This window comes from Actinospineispora spinosispora DSM 44797 (assembly GCF_000429025.1).
Lineage (GTDB): Bacteria > Actinomycetota > Actinomycetes > Mycobacteriales > Pseudonocardiaceae > Pseudonocardia > Pseudonocardia spinosispora.
On sequence record NZ_KE386833.1, the window covers coordinates 648,611 to 672,985 of the forward strand.

Sequence of the window (24,375 nt, forward strand, 5' to 3'; positions counted from 1 at the left end):
AGACACGGCAGCGTCTGCGACACGACACGGTGCTCTGCGAGGTGACTCGGACGGCCATCGGGTCTTCCGATGGGGGGCATCGCCTGCTTGCGCCGGGGACCGGGGATGTTCACCTCGCGGACAGGTCGGGTTCGCCGGCGGTCGGGTTCGTACGCGCAGGCTTCCTGCTCGGACGCGTGAGGATCGCGTCCCGGCGGAGGTGGACGGGTATGGCTGGTCCGGGAGCTCGCGCGCGGGTGGGCTGGTATCGCCGGCTGTACGTATGGGTGCTGGCGGGAATGGTGCTCGGGGCGGTGACCGGGCTGGTCGCACCCGAGGTCGGGAAATCGCTCGAAATCCTCGGCGACACGTTCGTCAGCCTCCTGACCATGCTGCTCGGGCCGATCATCTTCTGCATGGTGGTCGGCGGCATCGCGACCGTGGCGAACCTGCGCCAGGTCGGCAAGGTCGCCCTTCGCTCGATCGTCTACTTCGAGATCGTCACCACGCTGGCCCTGGTACTCGGTCTCCTGGTCGTCAACGTGGTGCGGCCGGGCGAGGGAATGGGCGTGAACGCGGCCTCGCTGACCGTCAGCCACGAGGTCGCCGAGCGGACCGCGGCCGGTCAGTCGGTGAGGTGGACGCACTACTTCACGCAGCTCGTGCCGGCCAACATCGTCCACAGTTTCGCCGAGGGCGCCGTACTGCAGATCCTGTTCTTCGCCGTCCTGTTCGGGGTGGCGCTGGCGGTGATCGGTGAACCGGGACGCCCGATCACCCGGGGGATCGAACGGCTGTCGCACGTGCTGTTCACCATCGTCCGGTTCGTGACCTACGCCGCGCCGGTGGGTGTGTTCGGTGCGATGGCCTACACGACGGGCAACTTCGGCGCCGCGACGATCGGCGCCCTGCTGCGGCTCATCGGCACGTTCTACGCGACGTCCGCGGTGTTCGTGCTCGTGGTACTCGGATCGGTGCTGCTCCTGGTCGGTCTCAACCCGCTCAGGACCTTCCGCTACTTCCGCTCCGAGCTTCTCCTGGCCTTCGGTTCGTCCTCCTCCGAGGTCGCCGTTCCGGGCATCGTGCGCAAGCTGGAGAACCTGGGCGTGTCCAAGGGCACGGCCGGGATCAGCGTCAGCGCCGGGTACTCGTTCAATCTGGACGGGACGTGCATCTACCTCACGCTGTCGAGCATGTTCATCGCCCAGGCGTTGGGCATCGAGCTGTCGCTGGGCCAGCAGGTCCTGTTGCTGCTGGTCATGCTCCTGTCCTCGAAGGGGACGGCCGGTGTCACCGGTGGCGGTTTCGTGATGCTCACGACCACCGTGTCCTCGTTGTCGCTGATCCCGGTGTCCGGCGTGATGTTGGTGTTCGGCATCGACCGGTTCATGTCCGAGTGCCGAGCGGTGGTCAACACGCTGGGCAACGCGGTGGCCGGGCTGGTGATCGCCCGGTGGCAGCGAGAGACCACGGCCGACCAGATGACCGCGATCATGAGCGGACGTCGGGCGGGAGTGCTGGCCGAGCCCGACGCCGATCTCGCCGCGCCGGTCGCGGTTCGTTCGTGACCGGCCCGAGCCTGCGGCGGCTGCGGGTGTTCGTCACGGTCGTCGACACCGGTGGGATCACCGTCGCGGCCCGCTCACTGGACATGGCCCAGTCGACGGTGTCCGCGCACATCCGCCAGCTGGAGGCCGAGATGGGGGTGGGCCTGGTCAGCCGTGAGACGGGCGCACTGAAACCCACCGACGCGGGTGAGGTGCTGCTGGGCTACGCCCGCCGCGTGCTGTCGACCTACGCCGAAGCCGTGGACAGCCTGCACCGGCTGGGCAACGGGCCGGTGCGCGGCACGCTGTCGATCGGTGGTACCGCGACAGCGGGGGAAGGGGTCCTGCCTCGCCTGCTCGTGAGGTACTCCCGGCTCCACCCGCTGGTCGACCTGGACCTGCGCATCGACAACACCAGCGAGACACTCCGGCAGCTCGACGCGGGCGAGGTAGGCCTCGTGGTCGCCGCCGACGCCGGGGCGGCCCCGGCGTACGACAGCATTCTCATCGCCGAGGAACCCCAGGTCGTCATCGCCGCCGCGGACCATCCACTGGCCGGAGCCGCGGCCGACCCCGCGGTGTTGCGCGGCAGCACCGTCCTCGTCCGTGAACACGGCTCCACCACACGCTCCTACCAGCTCGAACTGCTCGAGCGCTGGGGGATACCCGGAGCGCGGGTGTGGACGATCAATAGCACCTCGGCGATCGTGCACGCCGTCGCGGAGGGCCTGGGCATCGCGTGCGTCACCAGGAGCGCCGCCGAGTCCGTCCTGCGGCTAGGCCGCGTCGCCGAGCTCGACCTGCGCCCGGCGCCCTCGACCCGTCCCGTTCACCTCATCCTCCGGCACGGCCGCTCGCTGAGCCGGTCCGAGGAGGAGTTCGTCGCGCTCGCCGGAGAGAGGACCGCCTCATGAACACGATCACGGTCAACGACCGGGAGTACCAGGTCCCGCGTGAGCCAACGGTGGTGTTCACCATCGACGGCGGCGACCCCGACTACCTCGACGATGCGCTGGCCCGGGGGATCATGCCGAGGTTGGCCGGGATGCTCGCGGGCGGCGGCCAGTATCGGATCGGCGCCTCGGAGATGCCGAGCCTGACCAATCCCAACAACCTGTCCATCGTCACCGGCGCCTCACCCGCGCTGCACGGCATCCCCGGCAACTACTGCCGGCTGGAGGACGGGACGCTCGAGCTGCTCAACGACCCCCGGTTCCTCCGCGCCCCCAGCATCCACGCCGTACTGGCCGAGCACGGCGTCCCGGCGCTCATGGTCACCACGAAGGAGAAGCTGCGCAGGCTCCTCGGCCGGGGCGGCGTGCCCAGTGTCAGCGTCGAGAAGGCCGCCGAGGCCGGTCTGCCCGAGTACGGCGTCCCGGACCTGGTGGAGCTCGTCGGCGAGGCGCCCGGCATCTACGACTGGAACGCCAGCCACTACGCGATGCGGCTCGGGCTCGCGGTCTACCGCGCCCATCGGGCCCTGCGTCTGCTCTACGTGTCGCTGACCGACCGTGTCCAGCATGCGGCCGGGCCGGGCGAGGAGCTGTCCGACCGGTTCTTCGTCGAGTTCGACGTGCTGCTCGGTGAGTACCTCGACGAGGGTTTCGTCGTGGGCATCACCGCTGATCACGGCATGAACGCCAAGCACACCGAGGATGGTGCGCCCAACGTCCACTACCTCACCGACCTGCTGGAGGAGGCCGGCGTCGAGGTCCACGACGTGGTTCTGCCGATCACCGACCCGTACGTCCGCCACCACGGCGCGCTCGGCTCCTTCGCCTGGCTCTACCTGCCCGAACGGGAGCGCGCCCGTGCCAGAGAGGTGCTCGGCGCGTTGCCCGGCATCGAGGAGGTGTGGGATCGCGCCGACGCGGCGACCATCTACGAGCACCCGATGGACCGCATCGGTGACCTGGCCGTCACCGCGTCCGCGCACGTCGCGCTCGGCGGTCGCGCCGCCGACCACGACCTGTCCGGTTTGCACGGTGCGCTCCGCTCACACGGCGGTCGTCACGAGCAGCCGGTGCCGCTGATCACCAGCCGACCGGTCGCGGGGCCACTCACGGCCCGCTTCCACGCGGGTGTCCTGCGCAGCCGTGACCTGCACGACCTGGTGCTGAACCACCTGTAGGCGGCGCCGGCCGGTCAGCGGAAGAGGCCGTGGCGCAGCAGGTCGCCCATCGCGTCGTCCCACCTGCGGAGCTGGTCCGGGGCCTGGAGGGGTTCGGGCAGGTGATGTTCCAACGGTTCACGCATCATCACCGTGCCGATCACCAGCACGAGGCTGTGCAGAGTCACCCAGGTCCGGTCGATCCCAGGCCGCAGGAGGTCCCGGTCGGCGAAGTCGGCCCATACCGAGTCGGTCAGGGCGACCAGCTGGTCGACGACGGTGACGGCGATCGGATCCCGGTCGATCACAGCCCGTCCGACGTAGCGCAGAACCTCGGGATGCGTCCCGAGCAGCGCGGTCACCCGGTGGCCGAACTCACGGAACGGGTCGGCGGGCGGTTTGGGCAGTGAGTCGGCGTCGATCGAGGTGCGGACGACCCGCAGCACGTGTTCGTCCACCGCGGCGCGCAGCCTGGCCTTGGTCGGGAAGTAGTGCTGGACCAGGCCGAGTGAGACACCGGCCTGCTCGGCGACGGCCCGCACCGAGGTGCCCGCGATGCCCTGGTCCGCGAACCCGTGCAGAGCGGCGGCTCGGATGCGCTCGAAGGTCGTGTCACCGGCGGGGTGATCCAGCGCGGATCCGGGGCTGGGACGGGGAGCGCTCACCCGGTGAAGATACCTCTTACCGACCTAGGCAATACAAATGTATGGTCACTCCAATACATCTGTATTCCTGATGGGTGGGAGGCACCATGGTGGAGACGAAGGAGATCACGTGGCGGAGATGGCGGCCGGGTCCGGCGGCTGTCGCCGACGCCGAGGTGGTGGTGAGCATGACCGACTACACCCCCTATCGATGGGGCGATCTGCCGCGCATCTTCTGGGACGCGACCATGCTGGCGCGTGGCTGGCCGTCGATGCCGGGCGCGGTGGGCGTCTGGCTGTGGAGCAAGCCGATGCAGCGACGGTCCGGCTCGGTGTCGGTGTGGCGTTCGCCGGAGGACCTGCGCGAGTTCGTCGGCAGCCCCCTGCACGTGGTGATCATGCGGCGCAACCGAGGGCGCGGGTTCCTGCGCTCGACGACCTGGACCGGGCCGTCGATGCCCGTCTCGGTCCTGTGGCGGCGAGCGGCGGACTGGCTGGCCGAAGCGGAGCGACCCGGTGACCGGGTCACCGGAGGTGCTCACCATGGCTGAGGTCGAGCGTGTGCAACGGGAGCAGGTGCGGTTCCGCAGCGGCGCGGACGAGTGCGCGGCATGGTTCTATCCCGGCTCCAACGGCGGGTGCGTGGTCATGGCCGGCGGGTTCGCCGTGCCGAAGGAGCCGGGCACGGACCTGTTCGCCGGCAGGTTCCACGAGGCGGGGTTCAGTGTGCTGGCCTTCGACTACCGAGGGCTCGGGGGCAGCGGGGGAACTCCGCACCTGGTGTTGCCCGTCCGGGACCAGCTCGCGGACTGGGACGCCGCGCTCGCGTTCGCCTCGGGTCTGCGCGGTGTCGATCCGGGCAAGCTGGCCGTGTGGGGGTTCTCCGCGAGCGCGGGCCACGTCTTGCGGGTCGCCACCGACCACCCCGAGCTCGCGGGCGCGATCGCACAGACCCCGCTGGTCGACGGGCCGACCGCGACCCTGCTCGCGGCGAAGCACCAGCGCCCCGGGGCGATGGCGCGGTTCACCGCGATGGGGATACTGGACGGACTCGCCGGGCTGGTCGGGCGGGAGCCGATCCTGCTGCCCCTGGCCGGCGAGCCCGGCGTCCCGGCGATGATCACCAGCCCGGACGGCCGGGACGCGGAGCGGGCACTCGATCCGGACGGCAGGCACGTGCACTGGCGCCGAGCCGCCGCCGCGCGCTCCTCGTTGGCGCTGGGCTTCTACCGTCCGGGCCGAGCAGCGGGTCGGGTGCGGTCACCGCTGCTGGTGCTGGTGTGTGACGACGATCAGGTGACCCCCGTCGGGTCCGCGCTGCGGGCCGCCGCGCGGGCCCCACGCGGGGAGCTGTTTCGCATCCCCGGTGGCCACTACGAGCCGTTCCTCGACGGCCACGACCGCGCGGTCGAGGCACAACTGTCCTTCCTCACCCGCCACCTACTGATCGACGGCCAACCTTGATCGCCGCCGAGCACTGACGTGTGGGCCGTGCTCGGGCTGGATAGTTCGCGCGGAGGCTTCGGGCACAAGCCACTCAACGTCAGTCTCACGAGCCCCTTCTGCTCTGCGAAGTCAGCTGCAGTTCAGCGCCATGGTCGACTGAGGAAGCACGGGGCTCCGGCCTCCCTGCGGCGTGCGCTCGGACTGCGAGAGCCGGTTTCTCACTCTCCGTGATCAGCCGGCGTGCGGGGAGGTTCCCGAGGCCAGTGCTCGGTGCGGGCGTGGGATCAGCGGCAGCTCGTCGGGACGGGTGTCCGCGTTGGCCGCGTCCACGACCTGGGTGACCAGGTCGTGGTCGGGGGACAGGTGACAGACCGGGTCGGTGCGGGCGGCGTCGCCGGTGAGCTGGAAGGCCTGGCAACGGCAGCCGCCGAAGTCCAGCTCCCGGCGATCGCAGCTCCGGCACGGGTCCGGCATCCAGTCCGTCCCCCGGAACGCGGTCATGACCGGCGAGTCGGTCCAGATCCGCTCCAGCGACGTGTCGCGCACGCTGGCTCTCGGCAGCGGCAACGACTGGGCCGCGGGACAGGGCAGGACGTCGCCGTTCGGTGTCACGGTCAGCTGGCGGGACGCCCACCCGCCCATGCACGGTTTCGGGTACTGGCTGTAGTAGTCGGGGATGACGTAGAGGACGTCCATGCGCTCGCGCAGCCGTTCCCGGGCTGCCCGGACGATGACCTCGGCCGCCTCCAGCTGCGCGCGGCTGGGCAGCAACGCGTCGCGGTTGCGCCAGGCCCAGCCGTAGTACTGGGTGTTGGCAAGCTCCACCCGGTCCGCGCCCACTTCCTCGGCCAGGGCCAGCACGTCGGCGACGCGGTCGATGTTCTGCCGGTGCAACACGACGTTCATGGTGAGCGGCCAGCCCAGCTCCTTGACCACGGCCATCGCCTCGATCTTGCGGCGGAAGGAGGGCGTGCCCGCGATCCGGTCGGACATGGCCGGGTCGTCGGCCTGGATGCTGACCTGCACGTGGTCGAGACCGGCGTCGCGCAGCTGTTCCGCCTTGCCGCGCGAGAGACCGATGGCGCTGGTCACGAGGTTGGTGTACAGGTCGAGCTCGTGCGCGCTCGCCACGATCTCGACCAGGTCGCGGCGCAGCAGCGGCTCCCCGCCGGACAGATGGCACTGCAGCACACCCAGGTCCCGGGCTCCGCCAAGTACACGCCGCCACTCCTCGGTGGTCAGCTCGTCGCGATAGTCGGCCATGTTGGTCGGGTTCGAGCAGTACGCGCAGGCCAGCGGGCAGCTGTAGGTGAGTTCGGCCAGCAGGCCGAAGGGGCTATCCATCGGAGATCTCCAGACAGCGACGGCCGGCAAGGCGGGTCAGGAACCGGTGCACCTCGTCGTCGACGACGGCCCGGTAGCGCGCGCTCAGCTCGTCCACGATCTCGCCAACGGTGTGCCGGCCGTCGCACAGGTCGAGGATGTCCGCCCCGGTGCCGTTCAGCACCACCACGGTCTCCGGGAGCATCAGGATGTGCCGCTTCCGGGTCCGGCAGAAGCTCATCCGGACGTGCCGGGCCAACCTGGGCCGGGCCGTGACGGCGAGGCGAGACCGGGTCGCGGCCGAATCCATCGCGGTCATTCCGGGTAGGCCTGGTCGATGGCGTCCATCATGCTCCACAGGACGTCGCACTTGAAGGAGAGCGCGTCCACCGCCTTGGCCTGGGACTCCACGGACAGGCAGTGTTCGGTCACCACCTCCAGCGCGTGTTCGCAGTCGCGCGGTGCCTGGTCCAGCCGTGCGCGGAAGTAGGCGAGCCCGTCCGCGTCGATCCACGGGTACCACCGCTCGAACGCCCCGATCCGCTCGGCCATCAGGTCGGGGGCGAACAGCTCGGTGAGCGACGACGCCACGGCCTCCACCCACGGGCGGGTGCGGGTGAAGTTGACGTACGCGTCGACGGCGAACCGGACCCCGGGCACGAGATGCCGGTGGTCGCGGATCTCCTCGCGGGTCAGCCCGGCGGCCTCACCGAGCCGCAGCCACGCCTCGATGCCGCCCTCGCCCCCGGCGGTGCCGTCGTGGTCGATGATGCGGCGGATCCAGCGCCTGCGGACCTCGAGGTCCGGGCAGTTGGCGAGGATTCCGGCGTCCTTGCGCGGGATGTTCTCCTGGTAGTAGAAGCGGTTCGCGATCCACCCCCGCAGCTGGTGCGGGCTCAGGCTGCCCGCGTTCATCCGCACGTGGAACGGGTGCTGGTCGTGGTAGCGCCGTGAGTGGGCGCGCAGGGTGTCGACGAAGCCGTCGGCGGTTGTCGTCATCTCTATACCTCCACCTCGAGGCCGTCCGCGGCCACTTCCATGCCGCTTCCCTCGACGATGCGCCGCTGCGGCGTGTCCGGGAGCAGGATCGGGTTGGTGTTGTTCATGTGGATGAAGATCGTTCGCCGGGCGCCGAGCTCCCGCAGCTGCGCCATGCTGCCGTCCGCGCCGTCGATCGGTATGTGCCCCATCTCCCGCGACGTCTTGCCGGCGAGCCCCAGCGTCACCAGCTCGTCGTCGCTCCAGCAGGTCCCGTCGATCAGCAGGCAGTCGCAGCCCGCGATCTGGGCGCGCAGCTCCGGCGTGAGCGCCTGCACCCCCGGCAGGTAGACGAGCGAGCGCCCGGTGAGTTCGTCGGTCATCCGGTAGCCGACGACCCGACCCTGGTCGGTCCCGGTGCCGAACCGGTCCCGCTTGGTGGTCGGTACGTCGAACGCCCGGCAGGACAGGCCGTCGGCCAGCGCGATGTCGGCGCCCGGGTCGACGGTCCGCCATTCGACCGGACAGTAACGCTCGAGCGTGCGCAGGACTCCCGAGCCGTCGCTCAGAACCTTGTGCATCGCGGAGGTCGCGTACAGGCGTATCTCGCGGGCTTCGCGCAGGAGTAACAGGCCGAGGGTGTGGTCCAGCTCGGCGTCGGTGAGCAGCACGGCCTCCACCGGGGTGGCCCTGCCCTCGCGGGTGTGCAGCCCGGGGAACGCCTCGATCTGGGCACGGATGTCGGGTGAGGCATTGATCAGGAACCACCGCAGGCCGTCGACGCTCACCGCCACCGAGGACTGGGTGCGCGGGGGCGCCTCACCTCGCCGGACAGCACCGCATACCGGGCAGCCGCAGTTCCACTGCGGCGAACCACCGCCCGCCGCCGAGCCGAGAACCCGCAGCCGCACCCTGGCACTCCATCCGTCGTAGTGGACGCACGTCGTCGTGGAAGGACATCGTCGGAGGGCGCCGGACCACGAAGGTCCGGCGCCTCCCCACGCTCCTAGTCCTCCAGCTGAGCGATGTACATGGTCACCTCAGGCGCGACTCCGATTTCCTCGAACTCGGGCGTCTCCCACACTGCGAGCTGAGACTCCATGGATCCACCTCCTCTCCGTTCTGCTGCACACCGGATGTGGCAGGGACTCTGTGCGGCGGCCACAAACGTTCACCGACCCTCGACGGCCCAGCTTCCCGCTGGCCGCACCGGCGACCGACCCGAGTACGCCCGGTACGAAGGTCGATCGCCGGCACGCCCAGCGGAAACCTGCATCCGCCGATGGTTCGGCGAACGTTCATGGCCACCGCACTATTCAGGGAGGGCGAACACGATCAGCGCACTTCCGTGCCCTGCTCCGAGCATGCCCGGCAGGAAGCCCTCGATCCAGCCACCCCACCCGACCGGCACAGCGACGTACTGCCTCCCGTCGACCATGTAGGTCACCGGGCTGCTGTGGTGGCCGCTGCCGCACTGGAACTGCCACAGCAGCTCGCCGTTGCGGGCGTCGATCGCGTTGAACTCACCGGACGGCTCGCCGGCGAACACCAGGTCACCCGCTGTGGTCAGCACCGACGCACACATCGGGTTCTTGGCCCGCCAGCGCCACTTCTCCTCACCGGTGGCGTCGAACGCGCTGATCGACCCGGTCATGTCCTCCGCGTCGACCTGCACACCGGCGCCCCAGTACGGGATGCCTTCCTTGAACTCGCGTCGCCGCCGGGTGGCGGTCGCGCCGACATCCTGAACGGGGACGTAGAACAGTCCGTGCTTCGGGCTGTACGCGGCGTGCGTCCACTCCTTGGCGCCGGCGGGGCCGGGGTAGAAGTGGACCGGGTCGCCTTCCTTGTCCGGGTACTTCTTCGGCGTGACCTTGCCGTCGCGGGTGATCGCACCCCAGTCGATGCGGTCCACGAAGGGCGTGACGCTGATCAGCGATCCGTCGGTGCGGTCGAGAATGAAGAAATAGCCGTTCTTGTCGAAGTGGCCGAGCAGCTTGCGCCCGTCCGACTCGAACAGGATGTTCTCCATCGTGCTGTCGTAGTCCCACACGTCGTGCGGGGTGCACTGGTAGTGCCAGCGAATCTGGCCGGCATCGACGTCCACCGCGACGACGCTGTCGGTGTAGAGGTTGTCGCCCTCGCGGACGGCGCCGTCGAAGTCGGGTGCCGGGTTGCCGGTGCCCACGTACAGCAGGTTGGTCTCCGGATCGAACGTGCTGGTGATCCACGGGTTCGCGCCACCGCGAGCCCAGGCGTCGCCGTCGGCGGGCCAGGTCTCGGAACCGGGCTCACCCGGCTTGGGCACCATGTAGCAGCGCCACTGGTGCTCGCCGCTCTCCAGGTCGAACGCGTCGAGGTGACCGCGCACCCCGAACTCGCCGCCCGCGCTGCCGACGATCAGCAGGTCCTTGACGACCAGCGGGGCGAGCGAGGCGCTCTCCCCGGCCCGCACGTCGCCGTAGGTCTTGTCCCAGATCTTCTTGCCGGTGGTGGCGTCGAGCGCGAGGACGTGCGCGTTCGGCGTGACCATGTAGACCTTGCCGTGCGCCACGGCGCAGCCCCGGTTGACGTTTCCGCAGCACAGCGAGACGTCGTAGGGGACGGCGTGCTTGTAGCGCCAGATCTCCTGACCGGTGACCGCGTCGAGTGCCCAGAGCCAGCCGTCCCAGCCGGTCAGGTACATGATCCCGTCGACGACGATCGGCGTAGCCTCGAAGGCGTAGGTCGACGCGCCCGCGATCATGCCGCTCGTCCCCGCCTGGAACATCCAGACCGGTCCGATGCGCTTGACGTTCTCCGTGTTGATCTGGTCCAGCAGGCTGTACCGCTGTCCGTCGTACGCGCCGTAGTAGGTGAGCCAGTTGTGCGACTCCGAACGGGCGTTGAGCAGGCGTTCGTAGTTGACACCGGCGACCACGGGCGGTGCGTTCCCGGTCTTGCCGCTCAGCGATCCCTGGTCGATGGCCTCGCCGGCGTCGACGTATTCGATGGTCATTTGCTGCTCCTTCCTACGGTCGCGGCTGGTCGGGACGGTCGAGGCGGGCCTCCGGGGGCACGTCGCCAAGCACCACGATGGCTCCGGTGAGGCCGCGGCCCTCGTCGTTGCCGGTCGGCGAGCTGTACCAGTAGTAGCCGGGGCCGTCCAGGTTGAGCGTTGCCCGGCCCTTCGAGTGGTTGACCAGCCAGATGAACTTCCGGTCACCGTTACTGGGCAGGAGCGCGCAGTGGGTGTTCAGGTCGTCGTTGATGAGCTCGAGCTCGAGATCACCTCCGTGCGGCATGACCAGGATCGTCGGATCCCAGCAAATCTCGTCGGGCCGGATCCTGACTGTCGCCGACATGCGGCCGTCCGGACCCTCCTCGACCTGTTCGATGTTCCCGGTACCGAGAACCCGACCGATCGTTGCCTTGTTCTGTACGGTCAACCCGATCTGGTCGAGCAGATCGAGTCGCTCCTCAGAGATCGTCATCGGGTTTCACCTCCACATCCCGAATCTCTACGAACCACGGATAAACTTGCGCAGGGCACAACAAACCACCGGTAGGCATAAGAAAAATGCCCCGGTCGATGAGAACTGATTCAGGAACGCACTTCCACATGAACTCCTTTGTTCAGTGTGATCACGCACTTATCTTCGGTGCCGCATCAATGCGTAATGGCATGCCGCATTATCGCGTCGGATCAATTGTGTGACCCGCGCCCGATCGCATAACTTTGATCAATAGGAACCCTACGCGGGGCCAATCAGAGGGACAAGGCTGAACTCGAATTCCGGCTCGCTGTGCCGTTCATGCGCCGGCAGCTACCGTTCGTACCCGGATGTGGCCGCGGTCACCGGCGGCCGCGCGAGGTCGAACCGGTCGAGGTCCATGACCTTGGCCCACGCGGCGACGAAATCACCCACGAACCGCTCCCGCGCATCGTCACTCGCATACACCTCCGCGAGCGCTCGCAGCTCGGAGTTCGAGCCGAACACGAGGTCGATCCGGCTCGCGACCCACCGCGGCTCGTCCGTGACACGATCCCGCCCCTCGAAGGTCGAACCGGTCCCGGACGTCCACCGCGTCCCCATGTCGAGCAGGTTCACGAAGAAGTCGTTGGTGAGCGTGCCGGGCCGCGAGGTGAGGACACCGGCACGGGACCGTCCCCGGTTCGCGCCGAGGACGCGGAGCCCACCCACCAGGACGGTCATCTCGGGGGCGCTGAGCCTCAGCAGGTTCGCCCGGTCGACGAGCAGGTACTCCGAGGGCAGCCGGTTGCCCGCGCCCCGGTAGTTGCGGAATCCGTCCGCGGTCGGTTCGAGTGGGGCGAACCAGTCGACGTCGGTCTGTTCCTGTGTCGCGTCCGTCCGGCCGGGCGTGAACGGGACCTCGACATCGTGCCCGCCGTCCCTGGCGGCCTGTTCGATCGCGGCGGCGCCGCCGAGGACGATGAGATCGGCCAGCGAGACCTTCCTGCCGTCGGTGCGGGAGTCGTTGAAGGTGTGCTGGACCTCTTCGAGTGTGGTGAGCACCCTAGCCAGTACCTCCGGCTCGTTGACCTCCCAGTGGCGCTGGGGTTCGAGGCGGATGCGTGCCCCGTTCGCCCCGCCGCGCCGGTCACTGGCCCGGAACGTCGAGGCCGAGGCCCATGCTGTGGTGACCAGCTCGGCGATCGACAGCCCCGAGGCGAGCAGCCGGCGTTTGAGGGTCGCTATGTCGTCAGCGTCGACGAGCTCGTGGTCCACCTCCGGCACCGGGTCCTGCCAGGGCAACGTCTCGCGGGGGACCAGCGGGCCCAGGTATCGCCGCACCGGGCCCATGTCCAGATGGGTCAGCTTGAACCACGCCCGGGCGAACGCGTCCGCGAGCTGGTCGGGGTTCTCCAGGAAACGGCGCGCGATCGGCTCGTAGACCGGGTCGAAGCGCAGCGCGAGGTCGGTCGTCAGGATCGTCGGGGCGTGCGTCTTCGTGGGGTCATGGGCGTCCGGGACCGTCCCGGCCCCGCCGCCGTCGCTGGGAACCCACTGCCACAGGCCCGCCGGGCTGAGCTCCAGGTCCCACTCGTAGTTGAACAGGGTCTCGAAGAAGCTGTTGTCCCACGTGGTCGGGGTCGGCGTCCAGGTACCTTCCAGACCGCTGGAGATGGCATCCGCGCCCATCCCGGTGCCGTAGCCACCGCGCCAGCCGAGCCCCTGCTCGTCCAGTGGCGCTGCTTCCGGCTCCGGCCCGAGGTGCTCGTCGGGGTCGGCGGCGCCGTGGGTCTTGCCGAACGTGTGCCCGCCCGCGATCAGCGCGACGGTCTCCTCGTCGTCGAACCCCATGCGGCGGAACGTGATCCGGATGTCCCGGGCCGAGGTGAACGGGTCAGGGACGGTGTTCGGGCCCTCCGGGTTCACATAGATGAGGCCCATCTGGTCGGCCGCCAGCGGTCGGTCGAGGTCCCGGACACCGCTGTGGCGTTCGTCGCCGAGCCAGCTGTCCTCCGGACCCCAGTACACGTCCTCGTCGGACTCCCAGACGTCGGTCCGGCCGCCACCGAAACCGAAGGTCGTGAACCCCATCGACTCCAACGCGCGGTTGCCCGCGAAGACCATGAGATCGGCCCACGAGAGGGCGCTGCCGTACTTGCGCTTCACCGGCCAGAGCACTCGACGGGCCTTGTCCAGGTTGCGGTTGTCCGGCCAGCTGTTGAGCGGGGCGAAGCGCTGCATACCCGCGGTCGCGCCGCCGCGACCGTCGCCGACGCGGTACGTACCCGCGCAGTGCCACACCATCCGGAGCACGAGCGGCCCGTAGTGCCCGAAGTCGGCGGGCCACCAGTCCTGTGAGTTCGTCAGCGCCTCGTCGATGTCCCGGGCCACCGCGTCGAGGTCGAGCGTCGCGAACCTGGCGGCGTAGTCGAAGTCCTCGCCCATGGGGTCGGTCGAGGCCGAGTGCTTGCTCAAGATCGCCAGGTTGAGGCGACGCGGCCACCAGTCGCGGTTGCTCGCGCCGCCGGCCGGGTGGGTACGCAACCTGGCGGCGCTCGCCGACAGGGGAGGTCGGGTGGGGCGGATGCCGAGCCCACCCTTGCCAAGGTCCCGCTCGATGCGCTGGTCGACAACAGCGTCGGTGGTGGTGTCGGACACGGCAGTCCCTCCCTGACGAGGTCGTCCTCACGACCTCAGATGTCCAGCGCCCTGCGCACGGCGGGGGCGTTCCGTCGTGACACCGGCACCATGGTGGCCGCCCGGTCGTCCATGACCAGGAAGAGTTCGCCCTTGAGCCCACGTTCGATCTCGCGGATGCGGCTGAGATTGACCACGTAGCGGCGGTGCACCCGAAGGAAGCCGGCATCGGACAGCTCGGTCTCGAGCTTGTCCAGACCGGGGGACGCGGCCCGCAGCCGCTCCTGGTCGGTGGACAGCCACACGTCGTTGCCCTCCGACTCGGCGAAGGAGACCTCCGAGAGCTGCAGCAGCACCATCCGGTTGTCCCGCATCGCGACCAGGCGGCGGGGCTGGGTGCGAGGCGAGGCGATCCCGTCCGCCCTCGGCAGCTGTTCGCCGTCGGAGGAGCCGAAGGAGACCAGGTTGCCGATCAGGTTCCCGGACACGAACACCGGGCGGAGGCTGATCGACGTCGGCTCGTCGGCGAGGTGGGTGAAGATCTGGGTCGAACCGACCCAGTCAGGGTTGCGGGAGGCCTGCTTGCTGGCGTATCTGGCGGCCGCGATGAACTCCGGCAGCCCCGGGTTCCAGCGGTGTGTGGGATCGACGGCGGGGGTGGAGGCGGGCACCCCGATGAGGACACTGGCCGTCTCGTCGGCGATGACCACCTTGCCGGACGTGTCGACGGCCGCGAGCGCCGTGCCGGAATGCGCCCGCGCCTGGCTGTAGGCGGACACGAGCTCGGCGCCGCTGTCCCTGGCGCGTCTGCGCAACAGACACTGTGTCTTGGCGACGGCGTTGGCCAGCCAGCTGCCCGAGGACGCGGGGAGCTGGTTGCGCCAGCACGAGATGTTCAGGACCGCGATCGGTTCTCGGGACACCACGTCCCGCACCGCGACACCCGCGCACACCCAGTTGTGGAACGCCTGGCACCAGTGCTCGGCGCCCCTGATCAGCACCGGGCCGTGCGCTTCGAGAGCCGTACCCATGCCGTTGGTGCCGGTCGCGCTCTCCGACCAGCAGAACCAGGGCGCAAGGTTCGACGCGGTGGCCCTGTTGAGAGTCGCCTGGTCACCCCACTCCGCGAGGATGCGGCCCGTGGCGTCGGCGATCGTGACGATGCCGCTGAGGTTGCTCACCTCGTGTGCGATCGACGCGGCACGGAACCCGAGCTCGGCAAGCACGACGTCGTGTTCGAGGGTGTGGTTGATCTCCGCGACGGCGACCGGTGCCGCCGACAGGTGCGGGTCCACCCGGTACTGCTCCCGGCAGCGATGCCAGGAGATCGCCACTTCGGCGCGGACCCCCGGAACCTGATCCTCGCCCCGCACGAACCGCTCCCAGGCCGCGAGCACCGTGCCTCTGCCGTGGCCCGCCGACACAGGTTCGAGCCGATGTGCACTGTTCATGGTGGAGAACCGCCCTTGGTCCATCCTCGGCCGCCGAGGGCAGTCGCCCGGGCGCTCGTCGTCCTTTTCTCACAATTGATTCACAGGTTCGCGCGGTGCACTCGGTCATTGAGTACACCGAATCGCTCTCGGCGGTGGCGCGCGCGTCAGAGTCCCTCGACGCCCCGACCGCGCTGGCCCGGCTGGTCCGGGAGAGGTACTGATCTCGAGGGTGGATGGAAATGATCGACCTGGCCGGCATCGATTTTCGACCACGCGCACCCCCTTGCATTTGCGGTGCGGTCGCTTGCTTCGTTGGCACTATTCGAATTCGAATTACCAATCACGCACCATACCTGCGCGCTGTGAGACCGGCCACTCGACCAGCTGAGTGTGGATCGACGTGGGATGCCGTGATCGATCATGACCAGTACGGTCACGGGGTATCGAATGCGAAGTCACAAGGAGGTGATCGCAGTGGATGTGTCGTCACGCCTGCCGGTCCCGCGAACGGCCGAGGACGCGAGCCCGGAGTGGTTCACCGAGGTCCTGCACGGTGCCGGGCTGCTGGAGCGCTCGGCGCGGGTGAGTTCGGTGCGGCACGCCTCGGTCGGCAACGGTCTCGTGTGCCAGAGCATCCGGTTCGAGCTGAGCTACGAGCCGGAGTCGGCGGGGACCGCTGCTCCCGGCAGCGTCGTGTGCAAGCTCCCCTCGCCCGACCGGACCTACCGGGCCGCCGCCGTCGCCGAGCTGGTCTACAGCCGGGAGCTCGGCTTCTACCGGGACCTCGTCGGCTCGGTCGCGCTGCGCGTGCCCCGGTGCCTCTACCAGGACCGGGACGAGAGCAACGACGACTTCGTGCTGGTGCTGGAGGACCTGTCCCCGGCCGTCGGGGGCGACCAGATCGCGGGCTGCTCGCTCGCCCAGGCCGAGACCGTGGTCACTGCGGCAGCGGGCCTGCACGCCCCGTTCTGGGGCAGCACCGAACTGGACGGCGCGTCGTGGAACGTCCGTTCGCTCTGGCTGCCGCGCATCGCCGCGTCCTACCCGGCTCTGTTCGGCCAGTTCTCCGCCTACTACGCCGACCACGTCTCCCCGGCCGACCTCTCGATCGGGGAGGCGTTCGCACCGGTCATCGGGCAGTGGTTCAGCGAGCAGCCGAGGCCGTGGACCGTCACGCACGGGGACTTCCGCCTGGACAACATGCTCTTCGACATCCAGGGCGGCGCCGAGCCGCTCGGCGTCCTCGACTGGCAGACGCTGCTGCCCGCGCCGGGTGCGGCGGACGTGTCGTACTTCCTCGGCGGCTGCCTGACCACCGAGATGCGCCGCGCGCACGAGCACGACCTGCTGCGCCGCTACCACTCCGCACTGGTTTCCCATGGCGTCACCGACTATTCGTTCGAGCAGTGCCTGCGCGACTACCGTTACTCCGCCTTCCTCGGGTACTTCATGGCGTCGTACGCCGCATGCCTGGTCCAGCACACCGAGCGCGGCGACCAGATGTTCGCCACCTGGTTTCGCCGCACCGCGGCGCAGATCCACGACCTCGACTGCCTGAGCCTCCTGCCCGTATGACCCTGTGAGGAGCAACCGCCCGTGCTGATCCCGTTCGACGACTATCCGGTGCACCAGACCTCCGAGCCGCTGGCCCACGCCGGTCAGGGGCACCCCGACCAGTACGACCGGTTCTGGTTCAACGGCTACACCGACGACTTCTACTTCGCGGTCGCGCTCGGTCTCTATCCCAACCGGGGAGTGATCGACGCGGGCTTCAGCGTCGTGCACGACGGGGTGCAGCGTTCGGTGTTCGCATCCGGCCGCATCCCGCTGGACCGGACCGAGACCCGGATCGGGCCGATCACGGTGCGGATCGTCGAGCCGATGCGGATCAACCAGGTGCTGGTGGACGCGCCCGAGCACGGCCTGCGCGCGGAGCTGACCTGCCGTGCGCGTACCGCCGCCTACGAAGAGGCCCGCACAGCACGCAACGCCGGTACCCGCCGGGCGTGGGACGCGACCCGGGCCACCCAGATGATCGGCTGGACCGGTGAGCTGTCGAGCGGTGGGGCCTCGATCGACCTCGCGGACCGCACGGTGTTCGGGACGAAGGACCGTTCATGGGGCATCCGCCCGGTCGGGGTCGCCCCGCAGCGCGCCCCCGAGCCGGGTGCCGACCAGCTGTTCTTCCTGTGGTCGCCGCTGAACTTCGACGACGTGTGTCTGCACTACATGGTCCACGAGGACGCCACCGGGACGCCGTGGGCGGAGACCGCGGCGATGCTGCCCGTGCTGGGTGAGGGCGACCCGGTCTTCGGACCGGACGACGGCGTGCGGCAGCTGCCCGGCCTGCGGCACGAGGTGCGGTGGGCGCCGGGGCTGCGGCGCGCGGAGTCCGCGACCCTGGTCCTTCCGGACGGTTCGGGGCTGGACCCGCGCGTCGAGCTGGAGCCGCTGTTCGCGTTCCGGATGAAGGGCGTCGGTTACTTCCACCCCGAGTGGGCGCACGGAACATGGCGCGACGAGCTCGTCGTCGGCGGCGAGGAGGCGACGACCCGCGAGCTGGACGTGCTGCGTCCGGACACCGCGCACCTGCAGCAGGTGGTGCGCGCCACCTGGGGTGACCGAACCGGACTCGGCGTGCTGGAACAGCTGGTCTTCGGTCCCTACGCCCCAGCGGGTTTCACCGACACCCTGGACGGCGCCCGCTAGCCCGAGGCTGACGTCACCCAGGTAGCCCCAGGCGCAGATCGTCCTGCCAGACGGTGGTGAGCGCGAGACTGTGGTGTGATCGGTGGGGAACAGGGGTGAGGGTGAACCACTACGACGTGATCATCGTGGGGGCGGGCTCTGCCGGTTGTGTGCTGGCGGCCCGGCTCAGCGAGGATCCGGACCGCACGGTGCTGCTGCTGGAAGCGGGGCCGGTGTACGGCTCGGTCGGAGAGTTCCCCGAGGAGATCCTGCGGGTGTCGTCGCTGTCGGCGATGTTGCCGGGATGCCCGCACAACTGGCCGTTCAGCGGCCATCTGACCGCCGAGCTCCCGTACTGCGTACCCCGGGGGAAGATCCTCGGTGGCTCCGCGGCGATGAACGGCGGGAACTTCGTGCGGGCCCCGAAGGCGGATCACGACGACTGGGTCGCGCTGGGCAACGATCGGTGGTCGTTCGAGGAGTGCCTGCCGTTCGCCAAGCGCGCGGAGCGGGACCTGGACTTCGTCGACCACATGCACGGCACCGACGGCCCGATACCGGTGCAGCGGGTGAGCGACGACCTGCTCAGCCCGCTGTCCTCGGCATTCATCGAAGGGTGCCTGTCGCTCGGACACCCCGAGGAGAAGGACAAGAACGGCGGCCAGGCTCCCGGCGTGGGTCTCATGCCGGGCAACTTCGCCGACGGCGTACGGGTCAACACCGCCATCTCCCATCTGCTGCCGCACCTGGACCGCCCGAACCTGACGGTGCGGGGGAACACCACGGTGCGCCGGGTGGTCATCGAGGGCGGTCGTGCCGTCGGTGTGGAAGTGGCCGAGGGCCGGCGGACCGAGGTCCTCCGGAGCGCCGAGACGGTGCTGTCCGCCGGCTCGGTGAAGTCGCCGCACCTGCTGATGTTGTCCGGCATCGGCCCGGCGGACAGGCTGCGCGCGGTGGGCGTCGAGGTGCGGGTCGACTCGCCGGGGGTCGGGCGGAACTGGTCCGATCACCCGGACGTCTACGTCGGGTTCACAGCGAAACAGGACGTGCCGTTCAACCCGGAGGCACCGGTCCCGCAGGCAGCGCTCAACCTGGACTCCGGTTCGGACCCGGCAGGTGATCTCGAGCTGCTGCTGTTCGCCATCCCGCTCGGCGCGATGATGACCGACTCGGGTAGCGGACGGACATCGCTGGTCAGGGGAGCGACGGATGTGCTGCGCCGGCCGGTGAAGACACTGTCCGCGCTGCGTGGGGTGTCGCTGCGCAGGCTCCCCACCCAGATGATCCGTCAGGGTGACCTCAACGCGATGGTCGCACTGCAGAGCAGCGAGAGCCGGGGCGACATGCAGCTGCGGTCCCCCGACCCGGAGGTCCACCCCGAGCTGCGGTTCAACTACCTGAGTACCGATTCCGACATGGCGCGCCTGCGGACCGGAATCCGGGCGTGCGTGGACATCATGAACACCGGACCGCTCGCCCCGTGGGTCGGGGCGATCACCACGCCGGACCCGCTGTCGATGCACGACGACGCCGCGTTGAACAGATGGATCCGTGCCTCGCTCAACTCCAACTTCCACCTGTCCGGCAGCGCGAGGATGGGACCCGAGTCCGACGCCGAGGCCGTGGTCGACCAGAACCTCGCCGTGCGGGGCGTCGCGGGGCTACGCGTGGTGGACACCTCGGTGCTGCCGGTGGTGCCCCGGCGCGGTCCCAACGCCACGGCGGTGATGCTCGGCGAGCGAGCCGCGACCTTCTTCGGCTCCTGAGGACACGGGCCTCAGCCGACCTCGTTCGATCGCTCCGCGCTCATACCCCGCCACAGCAGGTCGAGGAGACTCGCCGTCTGGCTTCGCCAGTCACCGTTCGGGTCGAGATAGAGCAGACCGCCCAGCCCACGCAGGACCGTCTCCGCGTCCAGGTCGGGCCGGATCGTCCCGGCGTCGGCGTTGGCCTTCAACAGCGTGGCCGCGGCGTCGACCAGTGCCTCGTAGGCACTCGCGGGCAGCTCGTCACCGGACGTGCTCGCCGTACGCAGCGCGTTGGCAAGGCCGCGCTTGGTCATCATGTAGCGGGCGAGGTGATCGGTCGTCCAGATCCGGAAGGCCTGCTGCGGAGGATGGGTGTCGAGCAGGTTCGGTACCACCTCGACGAGATGCTGCACCTCGCGCTGGTACACCGCCAGGATGAGCGCCGCCGCCGTGGGGAAGTGGCGGTACACCGTGCCGACGCCGACCTCGGCCTTCTTGGCGATCGCGTTGAACGAGACCTCACCACACGTGCTCAGTGACTCCGCGGCGACGGTGAGGATGCGTTCGTGGTTGCGCCGGGTGTCCGCGCGTCGGGGGCTGACCGATCCGGTCGTCATCGTCGCCTCCGTTGGCTCGTTGCGAAGCGGATAAACATCCGCTAGCCTCGATGGTGAAGCGGATGACTATCCGATTCTACCCGGCGACGCGCTCGGCGCAGCCAACCACCACAACGCACACCGGCAGGCCGTCCGTGATGGGACGGGCCGCGGGAAGAAGAGTCAGTGGACATCTCACTCCAGGTCAACGGCAGAACAGAACAGTTGAACGTCGATCCCGGCGTGACCCTGCTGGACGCGCTACGGGAGCGTCTCGACATCACCGGCCCGAAGAAGGGCTGCGACCGAGGGCAGTGCGGCGCGTGCACCGTGCACGTCGGCGGCAGGCCCGTGCTGTCCTGTCTCACGCTCGCCGCGACGGTGACGCAGCAGGTCACGACGGTGGAAGCGCTCGCCGAGGGTGACCAGCTGCATCCGGTTCAGCAGGCGTTCGTCGACCAGGACGCGCTGCAGTGCGGTTTCTGCACGTCCGGTCAGATCATGTCGGCGGTCGCCGCGGTCGAACAGGGCGTCGAGGACGTCCGCGAGTTCATGTCGGGCAACATCTGCCGGTGCGCCGCCTACCCGAACATCGTCGCGGCGATCGAGCAGGCGAGGCGGGCCGATGCGACCGTTTGAGCTCACCGCACCGGCTACCGTGGACGCGGCTCTCGCGTCACCCGGCGCATTCCTCGCCGGCGGGACCACCCTCGTCGACCTCATGAAGCTCGACGTCCTGACGCCTCGGCACGTGCTGGACATCAACCGGCTCCCGCTGCGCGGCATCGACAGCACCGACGGGCTGCGGATCGGCGCGCTGGAGCGGATGAGCGACGTCGCCCAGCACGCCGGCGTGTACCCGATGATCTCCCGCGCACTGCTGCTGAGTGCGTCCCAGCAGCTGCGCAACATGGCCAGCATGGGCGGCAACCTGCTGCAGCGCACCCGGTGCACGTACTTCCGTGACATCGCCATGCCGTGCAACAAACGGGAGCCCGGCAGCGGTTGTCCCGCGCTCTCCGGTGCCAACCGGATGCACGCGATCCTCGGCACGAGCGAGTCGTGCGTGGCCACCCACGCGAGCGACGTCGCCGTGGCCCTCGTCGCGCTCGACGCACGGTTGGAGCTGGTCGGCGAGAACGGCAGCCGTACCGTCGCGCTCACCGACTTCTACCGGCCGCCCGGTGACACACCGGAGGTGGAGAACGACCTGCGTCCCGGCGAGCTGATCGCCGAGATCGTGGTTCCCCGGCTCGACTGGGCCTGGAACTCCACCTACGTCAAGGTGCGTGACCGGCAGTCCTACGAGTTCGCGCTGTGCTCGGCCGCGGTCGCGCTGGACGTCCAGGACTCGCGCATCGTCGATGCCCGGGTCGCGGTGGGCGGAGTGGCGACCGTGCCGTGGCGCCTCACCGGGGTCGAGGCCGCTCTGCGCGGCGCCCCGGCCACACCGGAGACGTTCGAGGTGGCGGCATCGGCGGCCGCCGACGGTGCCCGGCCGTTGGCCGAGAACGGCTTCAAGACGTCGCTGGTGAAACGGACCGTGATCCGCGCACTGCACGAACTGACCGAGGGGAGCCACTGATGCCCAGCAGAATGGACGGGCCGCTCAAGGTCACCGGCCGGGCCCGGTACGGGGTGGACCACAACTTCCCCGGCATGGTCTACGGCTATCTGGTGCTCAGCACGATCGCCCACGGCGAGATCGCGGCCATGGACGTGACCGGGGCGAAGAGTGCTCCCGGAGTGCTGGGCATCTACTCGCCGTTCGATCCGCTCCCGCTGCGCACACCGAACAACACGATGCTCGGCGAGACCTGGGTGCCCCTGCAGAACAAGGAGGTCACCTACTACGGTCAGCCGATCGGCTTCGTGGTCGCGGAGACCTTCGAGCAGGCCAGGGACGCGGCGATGCTCATCCAGGTGTCCTACCACGCACGGCCCGCGCTCACCTCGATGGAAGAGGGACTGGCGACCGCCGAGGACGCACCGCCCGCGATGGACGGGTCGCCGCCCTCGCTGTCCGTGCTGGCCTCCGGTGTCGAGTCGATCGAGGACGCTCTGGCGGCGAGCCCGGTGGTCGTCGAGGGAACCTACTCGACCGCATCGCAGAACCATGCCGCGATGGAGCCGCACTCCGCCGTCGCGGTGTGGGAGTCCGGACTGCTCACCGTCTACAGCGGGAACCAGGGGTCGGACCTGCAGGCACTGGAGCTGTCCGCCGCGCTGGACGAGGACCTGGCGTCGGTGCACGCGGTGAACCCCTTCGTCGGCGGGGCGTTCGGCGGCAAGGGGCGTACGTCCGTGCCGGCGTTCCTGGCTGCGGCCGCCGCCAGGGCACTCGGTCGGCCGGTCAAGGCCGCGCTGAGCCGGGAGCAGGTGTTCACCGCGACCGCGAACCGCCCCGCGACCGTCCAGAAGATCGCGCTCGGCGCGGACACCGACGGCTCGCTCATCGCGATACGGCACGACTCGTGGTCCAGCACGCCGATGGACCGCTCGTTCGTCGAACCGACCTCGCACGGCACCTCGCGGGAGTGGTACTCGACCCAGAACGTCGCCATCAGCCAGAAGATGGTGCCGCTCAACATCCCGCCGACGACGTTCATGCGGGCACCGGGGGAGGCGCCGGGGTCGTTCGCGCTGGAGAGCGCGATCGACGAGCTGGCCGTCGCGCTGAACATGGACCCCATCGAGCTGCGTCAGCGGAACAACTCGGCGGCGCCGCCCGGCAAGGACCTGCAGTGGTCGAGCAAGCACCTCGACGAGTGTTTCCGCATCGGTGCGGCCCGCTTCGGGTGGGCGGAGCGCACGCCCGAGGGCAGGACGGACGGCGACTGGCTCGTCGGGCTCGGCACGGCGACCGCGATGTTCCCCGCCCTGCGGTTCCCCGCGACGGTCGAGATCACGTTGCGCGACGACGACACTGCCGTCGTGGCGACCAGTGGTGCCGATCCCGGCACCGGTCTGCTGACCGTGTTGTCCCTGCTCGGCGCCGAGTCGCTGGACATATCGCCGGACAAGGTCACGCCTCGCCTCGGTGACTCGTCGTATCCGGCGGGCGGAATGTCCGGCGGCTCGACCGCGACGGCGAGCGCGGGCACGGCCATCATGATCGCCGCGCCGAAGGTGATCGATGATCTGGTGAAGCTGGCCACCTCACCCGGTGCACCGTTCGAGGGTGTGGACGCCTCCTACGCCGACGGGCGGGTCCTGGCCGGCGGGCGTTCGATGACCTTCGGTGAGGTGCTGCGGGCCATGGGACGGGAGTCGATCTCCACCACGGGGTCGTCGGCGCCCGGCGAGGAGCTGACGAAGCACTCGTTCAGCTCGTTCGGCGCGCAGTTCTGCGAGGTCCGGGTGCATCGGCTCACGCGGGAGGTGCGGGTGTCACGCATGCTCGGGGTGTTCGACGCGGGCCGGATCATCAACGCGAAGGCGGCGCGCAGCCAGATCATCGGCGGCATGATCTGGGGAGTCTCGGCCGCATTGCACGAGGGGCTGGAGATCGAGGCCAGCGGCCGGTTCGCCAACGGCGACCTGGCCGGCTACCTGGTGCCGGTCAACGCGGACATCCAGGAGGTCGACGTCCACTTCGTGGAGTACCCCGACACCCTGCACAACAGTGTCGGCGCGCGTGGCCTCGGCGAGATCGGCACGGTGGGCATGGCTGCGGCGGTGGCGAACGCGGTCCACAACGCGACCGGGGTGAGGGTCCGCCACATCCCGATCACGATCGAGGACCTGCTGGACTGAAGGACCCGTGAGTGTTGTGGGCTGCCATGGCAGCC

General features: G+C 69.3%; 22 protein-coding genes. 11 read left to right on the plus strand and 11 right to left on the minus strand.

The genetic code is table 11. The annotated features are described in order from the left end of the window. Window positions 1-209: 209 nt before the first annotated feature. From G406_RS50155 to G406_RS0126670, 3 genes are read left to right on the plus strand one after another with little or no spacing between them, the layout of a single operon-like run. Window positions 210-1,547: a cation:dicarboxylate symporter family transporter gene (locus G406_RS50155; RefSeq protein WP_084216396.1), complete on the plus strand. Its 1,338-nt coding sequence runs from the start codon at window positions 210-212 to the stop codon at window positions 1,545-1,547. Further along, complete coding sequence (locus G406_RS0126665) at window positions 1,544-2,440, plus strand: LysR family transcriptional regulator (protein WP_028936118.1); 897 nt, start codon at window positions 1,544-1,546, stop codon at window positions 2,438-2,440. The genes G406_RS50155 and G406_RS0126665 overlap by 4 nt, the downstream gene beginning before the upstream one ends. Next, entirely contained in the window at window positions 2,437-3,657 is a 1,221-nt protein-coding gene (locus G406_RS0126670; protein WP_028936119.1) for an alkaline phosphatase family protein, read from the plus strand. Before G406_RS0126665 ends, G406_RS0126670 begins: the two co-directional genes overlap by 4 nt. A 14-nt stretch (window positions 3,658-3,671) precedes the next feature. Here the strand turns inward: G406_RS0126670 and G406_RS0126675 are convergent, their stop codons facing one another. Further along, window positions 3,672-4,301: a TetR/AcrR family transcriptional regulator gene (locus G406_RS0126675; protein ID WP_084216398.1), complete on the minus strand. Its 630-nt coding sequence runs from the start codon at window positions 4,299-4,301 to the stop codon at window positions 3,672-3,674. An 86-nt stretch (window positions 4,302-4,387) separates the two neighbouring features. Between G406_RS0126675 and G406_RS50160 the strand changes: the two genes are divergently transcribed. Next, entirely contained in the window at window positions 4,388-4,831 is a 444-nt protein-coding gene (locus G406_RS50160) for a hypothetical protein (protein WP_051342721.1), read from the plus strand. Next, on the plus strand, window positions 4,824-5,744 hold the full coding sequence (locus G406_RS0126685; protein WP_028936121.1) for an alpha/beta hydrolase: 921 nt from the start codon (window positions 4,824-4,826) through the stop codon (window positions 5,742-5,744). The genes G406_RS50160 and G406_RS0126685 overlap by 8 nt, the downstream gene beginning before the upstream one ends. A gap of 213 nt (window positions 5,745-5,957) precedes the next feature. Here G406_RS0126685 and pqqE read toward each other — a convergent pair whose 3' ends face one another. From pqqE to G406_RS0126730, 9 genes are all read right to left on the minus strand, one after another. Then, entirely contained in the window at window positions 5,958-7,070 is a 1,113-nt protein-coding gene (gene pqqE / locus G406_RS0126690) for a pyrroloquinoline quinone biosynthesis protein PqqE (RefSeq protein WP_028936122.1), read from the minus strand. After that, window positions 7,063-7,368, minus strand: coding sequence for a pyrroloquinoline quinone biosynthesis peptide chaperone PqqD (pqqD, locus tag G406_RS0126695; RefSeq protein WP_028936123.1), 306 nt, complete (start codon window positions 7,366-7,368; stop codon window positions 7,063-7,065). Before pqqD ends, pqqE begins: the two co-directional genes overlap by 8 nt. Continuing rightward, the gene (gene pqqC / locus G406_RS0126700; protein WP_028936124.1) at window positions 7,365-8,048 is read right to left on the minus strand and encodes a pyrroloquinoline-quinone synthase PqqC; all 684 of its coding nucleotides are present in this window, start codon (window positions 8,046-8,048) and stop codon (window positions 7,365-7,367) included. The genes pqqD and pqqC overlap by 4 nt, the downstream gene beginning before the upstream one ends. Window positions 8,049-8,050: 2 nt before the next feature. Then, window positions 8,051-8,938 (minus strand): pyrroloquinoline quinone biosynthesis protein PqqB, encoded by an 888-nt coding sequence (pqqB, locus tag G406_RS0126705; RefSeq protein ID WP_028936125.1) that lies wholly within the window; start codon window positions 8,936-8,938, stop codon window positions 8,051-8,053. Between the two features lie 95 nt (window positions 8,939-9,033). Further along, a complete protein-coding gene (gene pqqA / locus G406_RS0126710; RefSeq protein WP_028936126.1) occupies window positions 9,034-9,129 on the minus strand; it encodes a pyrroloquinoline quinone precursor peptide PqqA in 96 nt (31 codons plus the stop codon). Window positions 9,130-9,339: 210 nt separating this feature from the next. Beyond that, window positions 9,340-11,025, minus strand: coding sequence for a PQQ-dependent dehydrogenase, methanol/ethanol family (locus G406_RS0126715; protein WP_028936127.1), 1,686 nt, complete (start codon window positions 11,023-11,025; stop codon window positions 9,340-9,342). A gap of 13 nt (window positions 11,026-11,038) precedes the next feature. Then, entirely contained in the window at window positions 11,039-11,500 is a 462-nt protein-coding gene (locus G406_RS0126720) for an MSMEG_3727 family PQQ-associated protein (protein WP_028936128.1), read from the minus strand. A 333-nt stretch (window positions 11,501-11,833) separates the two neighbouring features. Next, window positions 11,834-14,047 carry a catalase/peroxidase HPI gene (katG, locus tag G406_RS50165; protein ID WP_245607252.1) on the minus strand — a complete coding sequence of 738 codons (2,214 nt, stop codon included), beginning with the start codon at window positions 14,045-14,047 and terminating at the stop codon, window positions 11,834-11,836. A gap of 128 nt (window positions 14,048-14,175) precedes the next feature. Continuing rightward, window positions 14,176-15,570 (minus strand): DNA-binding protein, encoded by a 1,395-nt coding sequence (locus G406_RS0126730; protein ID WP_028936129.1) that lies wholly within the window; start codon window positions 15,568-15,570, stop codon window positions 14,176-14,178. Between the two features lie 456 nt (window positions 15,571-16,026). Here G406_RS0126730 and G406_RS0126740 point away from each other — a divergent pair, with 456 nt between their 5' ends. The 3 genes from G406_RS0126740 (at window position 16,027) to G406_RS0126750 (ending at window position 20,006) form a co-directional block, all read left to right on the plus strand. Then, on the plus strand, window positions 16,027-17,127 hold the full coding sequence (locus G406_RS0126740; RefSeq protein ID WP_211241260.1) for a phosphotransferase: 1,101 nt from the start codon (window positions 16,027-16,029) through the stop codon (window positions 17,125-17,127). Between the two features lie 21 nt (window positions 17,128-17,148). After that, entirely contained in the window at window positions 17,149-18,261 is a 1,113-nt protein-coding gene (locus tag G406_RS0126745; protein WP_028936131.1) for an Rv3169 family protein, read from the plus strand. 95 nt (window positions 18,262-18,356) lie between these two features. Beyond that, a complete protein-coding gene (locus G406_RS0126750; RefSeq protein ID WP_028936132.1) occupies window positions 18,357-20,006 on the plus strand; it encodes a GMC family oxidoreductase in 1,650 nt (549 codons plus the stop codon). 11 nt (window positions 20,007-20,017) lie between these two features. Here G406_RS0126750 and G406_RS0126755 read toward each other — a convergent pair whose 3' ends face one another. Beyond that, the gene (locus G406_RS0126755; protein WP_028936133.1) at window positions 20,018-20,605 is read right to left on the minus strand and encodes a TetR/AcrR family transcriptional regulator; all 588 of its coding nucleotides are present in this window, start codon (window positions 20,603-20,605) and stop codon (window positions 20,018-20,020) included. A gap of 165 nt (window positions 20,606-20,770) precedes the next feature. Between G406_RS0126755 and G406_RS0126760 the strand changes: the two genes are divergently transcribed. From G406_RS0126760 to G406_RS0126770, 3 genes are read left to right on the plus strand one after another with little or no spacing between them, the layout of a single operon-like run. Beyond that, a complete protein-coding gene (locus G406_RS0126760; protein WP_028936134.1) occupies window positions 20,771-21,223 on the plus strand; it encodes a (2Fe-2S)-binding protein in 453 nt (150 codons plus the stop codon). Further along, complete coding sequence (locus G406_RS0126765; protein ID WP_028936135.1) at window positions 21,210-22,169, plus strand: FAD binding domain-containing protein; 960 nt, start codon at window positions 21,210-21,212, stop codon at window positions 22,167-22,169. Before G406_RS0126760 ends, G406_RS0126765 begins: the two co-directional genes overlap by 14 nt. After that, a complete protein-coding gene (locus tag G406_RS0126770; protein ID WP_028936136.1) occupies window positions 22,169-24,340 on the plus strand; it encodes a xanthine dehydrogenase family protein molybdopterin-binding subunit in 2,172 nt (723 codons plus the stop codon). Before G406_RS0126765 ends, G406_RS0126770 begins: the two co-directional genes overlap by 1 nt. Window positions 24,341-24,375 lie beyond the last annotated feature (35 nt).

Coding starts and splice junctions, on each gene's coding strand:
- G406_RS0126685 (WP_028936121.1), top strand. CDS start 4,824: ATGGCTGAGGTCGAGCGTGTGCAACGGGAGCAGGTGCGGTTCCGCAGC.
- G406_RS0126715 (WP_028936127.1), bottom strand. CDS start 11,025: ATGACCATCGAATACGTCGACGCCGGCGAGGCCATCGACCAGGGATCG.
- G406_RS0126770 (WP_028936136.1), top strand. CDS start 22,169: ATGCCCAGCAGAATGGACGGGCCGCTCAAGGTCACCGGCCGGGCCCGG.
- G406_RS0126720 (WP_028936128.1), bottom strand. CDS start 11,500: ATGACGATCTCTGAGGAGCGACTCGATCTGCTCGACCAGATCGGGTTG.
- G406_RS0126755 (WP_028936133.1), bottom strand. CDS start 20,605: ATGACGACCGGATCGGTCAGCCCCCGACGCGCGGACACCCGGCGCAAC.
- G406_RS50160 (WP_051342721.1), top strand. CDS start 4,388: ATGGTGGAGACGAAGGAGATCACGTGGCGGAGATGGCGGCCGGGTCCG.
- pqqC (WP_028936124.1), bottom strand. CDS start 8,048: ATGACGACAACCGCCGACGGCTTCGTCGACACCCTGCGCGCCCACTCA.
- G406_RS0126730 (WP_028936129.1), bottom strand. CDS start 15,570: ATGAACAGTGCACATCGGCTCGAACCTGTGTCGGCGGGCCACGGCAGA.
- pqqA (WP_028936126.1), bottom strand. CDS start 9,129: ATGGAGTCTCAGCTCGCAGTGTGGGAGACGCCCGAGTTCGAGGAAATC.
- G406_RS0126670 (WP_028936119.1), top strand. CDS start 2,437: ATGAACACGATCACGGTCAACGACCGGGAGTACCAGGTCCCGCGTGAG.
- G406_RS0126765 (WP_028936135.1), top strand. CDS start 21,210: ATGCGACCGTTTGAGCTCACCGCACCGGCTACCGTGGACGCGGCTCTC.
- G406_RS50155 (WP_084216396.1), top strand. CDS start 210: ATGGCTGGTCCGGGAGCTCGCGCGCGGGTGGGCTGGTATCGCCGGCTG.
- pqqD (WP_028936123.1), bottom strand. CDS start 7,368: ATGACCGCGATGGATTCGGCCGCGACCCGGTCTCGCCTCGCCGTCACG.
- pqqE (WP_028936122.1), bottom strand. CDS start 7,070: ATGGATAGCCCCTTCGGCCTGCTGGCCGAACTCACCTACAGCTGCCCG.